Consider the following 6,003-nt stretch of genomic DNA (forward strand, 5'->3'; position numbering starts at 1 on the left):
GCCACTCGGCCTAGATCATCCGCCGCTAGCTTTTACGAGATAGGAACCAGCGGATTTCTGTCTTCTCGGCAAGATCGAAGTCGATTTCGATCTGGTCCGAACCGCAGATGCCGGAGCTGTCGGCAAAGAAAATGTCCTCGGCGATCAGCACTTCATTGCCGGGCGCCGAAAACAACCAGCTTTCGCCGTCCGGCGCCGTCAGCAGCACGGACTCTCCGTCACTCTGATGCAGGACGATTGAGGGATGGATATGAAAACGGGCGACAGCCTTCAGAGGCTCGTCATGCTCATATCCTTCGCGGACGACGAGCCGGTCGCGGCCTGTCACGATCGAGCCTGCGGCATTGAGTGTCAACTCACGCTCGTGCAGCACCCCGAACACCCTGAGATAACCGTCATGGCTGAGCTTGATGCCGTCGCGTCCGTCCTCGGTTTCGGCACGCTCGACGGTGATTGTCCTCACCGGTTCGGTAATCGCGTGACTAAGGAAGGGTGAGGGCGAAAAACGGCTGGACGAGGTGTCGTTGAGGATGACGGTCGAATGTGCCGCCGTTGTGCGCGCCATCTGGACATAGCGGTGCCCGGCAAATTTCGGCGAACCGGAATTGACGATGAAGCGATGGCGGCCGGACGACATCTCGAAGGAGAGGCTGCCCGCATGCGCGGTCCGAAGCGCGCCTCCCGAAGGCGGCGTGCCGGTATCTGCAATGATCACCGTCTTGCCCCCGGAAAGCCGCTGATAACGCGAATGCGGTAAAGCCTTGAAAGGCTGACCGGCTGTCTCGTCATATCGCAGCACGGACATCAGCTCGTTTGCGAGCGTCGAGGTCGCCCCGTTGAAGAGCGCCAAGTCCCCATCCTGATGGCGAAAAAACCGCAATGCCGGATAGATGCGGTCTATGCCGGAGATCAGCTTCTGCGGCAGGTCATGACCGAGATTGACATAGGTCTGCCTGAGCGGCAGCAGATCGAGCAGCAATTCCAGCCCGACGCGCGGATTGCGCGACACATGGCCGCCATCCGATAGAATCTGGCTATCGAATTCGCGGTCGAGCGCTTGTGCCGCCCTTCTCAGTGTAGAGGCGCGCGCCGGCATGGCGACGGAGGCCATGGCGAGGGCGATGCGCAGCCGAAACAGCTCCAGGCCGCCGAGAGTAAACGGCGCCATGCGGTGCAGGAACCTCACCTGGAACGCCAGCGACTTCATGAAGCGGCGATAGAAGCCGCGGTCGGCATTCTGCAGCACCACCGGCGAATGCGACAGCCAGGCGATAACGCGTTGGGCGGTGACGTCGGTCTCCCAGGCAATCCCCTCCATGCGACCGGCATGGATGGAAAGCCAGCTGTCGACGATCGCGCGGGCGGCAGCCGAACTCCGCTCCGTCTTGTTCGCCCGCATATGCCGCAGCCAGCCGAAGCTATGAAGACGGATCGCGAAGGGGCGCGAGGGCAGGGTGAAGGTGAAGGGCGACTTCTCGTTGGTTTCCAGCATGCGCCCGGCCAGGAGAAACCGTCCGTTGAGAATCTCGTCAGCCACATGCGGATCGATGCTGCGGAGATCGGTCGGCGCGACGATCAGACGCTCGGGCACCTTGATCGAATGACGAAAGAGCTTCAGGCGCAGCAACGCGACGCGGCGCAAGGCGCGCCGCCAAGCCTCCCGAACATACATGCTCGCAAAACGCCGACCGGACTGCATATTCTATTGTCTATTGACCCTCGTGGTTAAGAATAGGTGAAAAGTGGCCGATTTCATCGTCCGCAATGAATTAATTCGTGACAAGGTTCGAATATACGCACATTAACGCGTTTCACCTGAAATCATGCGGGCGGTTTTGGAGAGCGGCATGCGTGAAACGAGGCTATGAAACACCTCGTTTAGTGCAGGCTCACCGCGAGCGCTCAAGCCTTGCAATCAGGCCACGCGCCGCAGCACAGCCGCATAGAAGCCGTCGAGGCCGGAGGCAATGCCTTCAGGCATTTTCAGCATGGTGGGAAGCGTGCGGAATTCGCCGAGCGGCGTGATCGCTGCCTCAAGGCCGGGCCAGTCCCCGGCGCCGATCGGAACGCGCTCGATCGCATCCGTATCGGAAAGAACACGGGCGACGACTTCCTCACCCTCGACAGGATCGAGCGAACAATTCGAAAAAACCAGCGTGCCGCCCGGCTTCAGCAATGTCAGCGCATGCCGCAGCAGCCGTTCCTGCAGCGCCGCCAGCCTGGCGATATCCTGGGGCCCCTTGGTCCACAACACGTCAGGGTGCCGGCGTGTCGTGCCGGTAGAAGAGCAAGGGGCATCGAGCAGAATCGCATCGAAACGCTCCGCCGGCTCGAATGTCGTCAGATCTGCCGCAATCGTCTCCGCCTCGAGGCCGAGCCGGTCGAGATTCGAGCGCAGCCGTCTCAGCCGATTTTCCGACTGGTCGAGTGCAGTGACTGCGCCGCCGGCAAGGATGAGCTGCGCCGTCTTGCCGCCGGGCGCAGCACAGAGATCGGCGGTGCGTTTGCCCGAGAGATCGCCGAAAAGCTTCGCCGGGATGCTTGCGGCCGCATCCTGGACCCACCACGCGCCCTCGTCGAAGCCTTCGACCGAAGGGATGCCGCCGTCGAAAGCGGCGAGCCGCACGCCGCCGGTGGGCAGGACGACGCCGTTCAACCGCTTCGCCCAGCCTTCGGGGTCGGACTTGACGGTCAGATCGATTGCAGCCGGTTCGAGCTGGGATTCCGAAATCGCCAGCGCCGCGTCCCGGCCATAGGCCTTTTCCAGCCTGGCGATGAACCAGGCCGGCATCGGCGCGACCTTGCCGATCTCATCAAGCACCTGCTCCTTCTMGCGGCCGAGCCGGCGGAGGATGGCATTGACCAGCTTGGCGAAACGGCGATTGCGCGGATCCTGATTGGCCTGCTCGACGGCGAGATCGACAGCCGAATGATCCGGCACGTCGAGATAGAGGATCTGCGCCGCCCCGATTGCGAGCACGTGATGCAGCGCCCTTGCGCCCTCCGGCAGCGGCGAATCCAGCAGCCCGGCAATCGCGGCATCGATACGCGGCAAATGGCGCAGCGTCGTGTTCAGGATGGCACGGACGAGCGCCCGGTCGCTTTCGCCGAGCGCCCTATAGGCCGGATTGCCGTGTTCATGATCGAGAGCGCCGTCGAGCGGCAGCTTGCGGTCAACGACGGCAGCAAGAATTTTTGCCGCCGCAGCGCGGGCCTGCAGGCCAAGCTTATCAGGCGCAGAGCGCTCAGTGGAGGGCGTATGCTTGCGGAATGGCTTCTTCGTGCCGTCTGAATTCAAGACCACGGACCTTTTGGCGGTTGCGAACCACCGCGACCAAGACCCGTATCCGGAACAGAGCGCGATTTGCGCGACGGATTAGCAGCACGAGCCGGCGACGTCGAGACATTCATACCGCTTTGCGCCATGTCCTGCAGCGCGGCGATGCGGTTTTCCGTGTTCGGATGCGTGGAAAACAGATTGTCCATGCGCTCGCCGGAGAGCGGATTGATGATGAACATATGCGCCGTCGCCGGGTTGCGCTCGGCATCCGCGTTCGGCACGTGGGCCGCGCCGCGCGCGATCTTGCCGAGCGCCGAAGCGAGCCAGAGCGGATTACCGCAGATTTCGGCGCCGCGGCGGTCTGCCGAATATTCGCGCGTCCGGCTGATCGCCATCTGCACCAGCATGGCGGCGAGCGGCGCCACGATCATCGCCACGATAACGCCGACGAAGCCGAGCGGATTGTTGTTGTTTTCACGGTTGCCGCCGAAGAAAAAGGCGAAGTTGCCGAGCATCGAGATCGCGCCGGCAAGTGTTGCCGTGATCGTCATCGTCAGCGTGTCGCGGTTCTGGATGTGGGCGAGCTCATGCGCCATCACGCCTGCGACCTCCTCGGGAGACAAGGCGCTGAGCAGGCCGGTCGAGGCGGCGACGGCGGCATTATCGGGATTGCGGCCGGTGGCGAAGGCATTCGGCTGCGGGCTGTCGTAGAGATAGACCTTCGGCATCGGCAGGCCGGCATTGCGGGCGAGATCGCGCACGATCCGGAAGAATTCCGGCGCATTGCGCTCGTCGACCTCCTGCGCGCGATAAGCCGAAAGCACCATGCGGTCGGAATTCCAGTAGGAGAAGAAATTCATGCCGGCGGCAATGACGAACGCGATCATCATGCCGGCCCGACCACCGATCAGGAAGCCGACAAACATGAAAAGCGCCGTCATGAAGGCAAGCAACATGGCAGTGCGAACGAGGTTCATTGCGGATCTCCATCTCCGATTTCGGCGTCACAAGCTTTCAATCCCGGCACCGGCGCATTATGATTTGGTTATTCACCAGCCATTTTCAATATTTTCCGGCAGGAGACGGCCATGCAGGACGCCGATAACGACAATAGCGAAACGCCGACGGCCGAGGGAACAGAGCCGCCGCGCAAGATACTGTCCCCGGCTGCCAGACGCGCCCTTGCTGAAGCCGAAGAGCGGCGAAAGAAACTGAAACCGCTGGAGTTGCCGCCGGAGATCGGCGGCCGCGGCGGAGCCGAGCCGGCGCGCTTCGGCGATTACGAAATCAATGGCCGAGCGATCGATTTCTAAGTCAAAATTCCTATTTGTTCCTCTTGTCGTGGCCGAGAATCCGGCTAACGACATTCTGCCGACAGGTATTTGGCCGCATTCTGGCGGCAATCTTCTCTCCGGGGCTTCGCCCCGGGATATGCTGGAGGCCGCAAACCACGCAGCAACAATGCGCAAGCAAAACGAGCCGCCCCGGAAGCCCGAACGGGCTGGAGCGGCTCGATCGATCAGGCGGTCGCCTTGTTCTGCCGGTTGGCGATCAGATCGTCCACCACTGCCGGATCGGCAAGCGTCGAGGTGTCGCCGAGCGCCCCGAAATCATCCTCGGCGATCTTGCGCAGGATGCGGCGCATGATCTTGCCGGAGCGTGTCTTCGGCAGGCCGGGTGCGAACTGGATCTTGTCGGGCGCGGCGATCGGCCCGATTTCGGTACGAACATGTTTCACCAGATCCTGGCGAAGCGCGTCTGATCCCTCGTGGCCGGCCATCAACGTCACATAGCAATAAATGCCCTGACCCTTGATCGGATGCGGGTAACCGACGACCGCGGCTTCCGAGACCAGATTGTGCGAGACGAGAGCGGATTCCACCTCCGCCGTGCCGAGCCGGTGGCCGGAGACGTTCAGCACGTCGTCGACGCGGCCGGTGATCCAGTAATAACCATCCGCATCGCGCCGGCAGCCGTCGCCGGTGAAATACTTGCCCTTGTAGGYGGAGAAATAGGTCTGGATGAAGCGCTCGTGATCGCCATAGACCGTGCGCATCTGGCCCGGCCAGCTGTCGGTGATGCAGAGATTGCCGTCGGCCGCGCCTTCTAGCACCTTGCCCTCATTGTCAACCAGTTGCGGCTTGATGCCGAAGAACGGGGTCGTCGCCGAACCGGGTTTCAGATCGGTGGCGCCAGGCAGCGGCGTGATCATATGGCCGCCGGTTTCCGTCTGCCACCACGTGTCAATGACAGGGCAGCGCTTGTCGCCGACGACATTGTAATACCATTCCCAGGCCTCGGGATTGATCGGCTCGCCCACCGTGCCGAGCAGGCGCAGCGACGAGCGCGACGAGCGGGTGACGAAGTCGTCACCGGCGCCCATCAGCGAGCGGATCGCCGTTGGCGCCGTATAGAAGATGTTGACCTTATGTTTGTCGATGACTTCCCAGAAACGGCCCTGATCCGGGAAATTTGGCACGCCCTCGAACATCAGCGTCGTCGCGCAGTTCGCAAGCGGCCCGTAGACGATGTAGGAGTGACCGGTGACCCAGCCGACATCGGCCGTACACCAGTAGACGTCGCCGTCGTGATAATCGAAGACATATTCGTGCGTCATCGCCGCATAGACGAGATAACCGCCCGTCGTGTGCAGCACGCCCTTCGGCTTGCCGGTCGAGCCTGAGGTATAAAGAATGAACAGCGGGTCTTCCGCCTTCATCTTC

5 protein-coding genes are annotated in these 6,003 nt (G+C 62.0%); 1 reads left to right on the forward strand and 4 read right to left on the reverse strand.

Annotated features, from left to right (window positions below; genetic code table 11):
- Positions 1–25: 25 nt before the first annotated feature.
- The 3 genes from AC1ECN_RS07945 to htpX all read right to left on the reverse strand — a co-directional run bounded on the left by AC1ECN_RS07945 (position 26) and on the right by htpX (position 4,257).
- Positions 26–1,699 carry a heparinase II/III family protein gene (locus AC1ECN_RS07945; protein ID WP_018071901.1) on the reverse strand — a complete coding sequence of 558 codons (1,674 nt, stop codon included), beginning with the start codon at positions 1,697–1,699 and terminating at the stop codon, positions 26–28.
- A 216-nt stretch (positions 1,700–1,915) separates the two neighbouring features.
- Positions 1,916–3,304 (reverse strand): RsmB/NOP family class I SAM-dependent RNA methyltransferase, encoded by a 1,389-nt coding sequence (locus AC1ECN_RS07950; protein WP_477952659.1) that lies wholly within the window; start codon positions 3,302–3,304, stop codon positions 1,916–1,918.
- Entirely contained in the window at positions 3,295–4,257 is a 963-nt protein-coding gene (gene htpX, locus AC1ECN_RS07955; protein ID WP_018071899.1) for a zinc metalloprotease HtpX, read from the reverse strand. The genes AC1ECN_RS07950 and htpX overlap by 10 nt, the downstream gene beginning before the upstream one ends.
- A 111-nt stretch (positions 4,258–4,368) precedes the next feature.
- On the opposite strand from htpX, the gene AC1ECN_RS07960 reads away from it, so the two are divergent.
- Positions 4,369–4,593 (forward strand): DUF1674 domain-containing protein, encoded by a 225-nt coding sequence (locus AC1ECN_RS07960; protein ID WP_018071898.1) that lies wholly within the window; start codon positions 4,369–4,371, stop codon positions 4,591–4,593.
- A 206-nt stretch (positions 4,594–4,799) separates the two neighbouring features.
- Here the strand turns inward: AC1ECN_RS07960 and AC1ECN_RS07965 are convergent.
- On the reverse strand, positions 4,800–6,003 hold a 1,204-nt coding region (locus AC1ECN_RS07965; protein WP_477952662.1), incomplete at its 5' end, for an acetate--CoA ligase.

The sequence above is a fragment of the Rhizobium sp. 01N447_2 genome, from assembly GCF_056399245.1.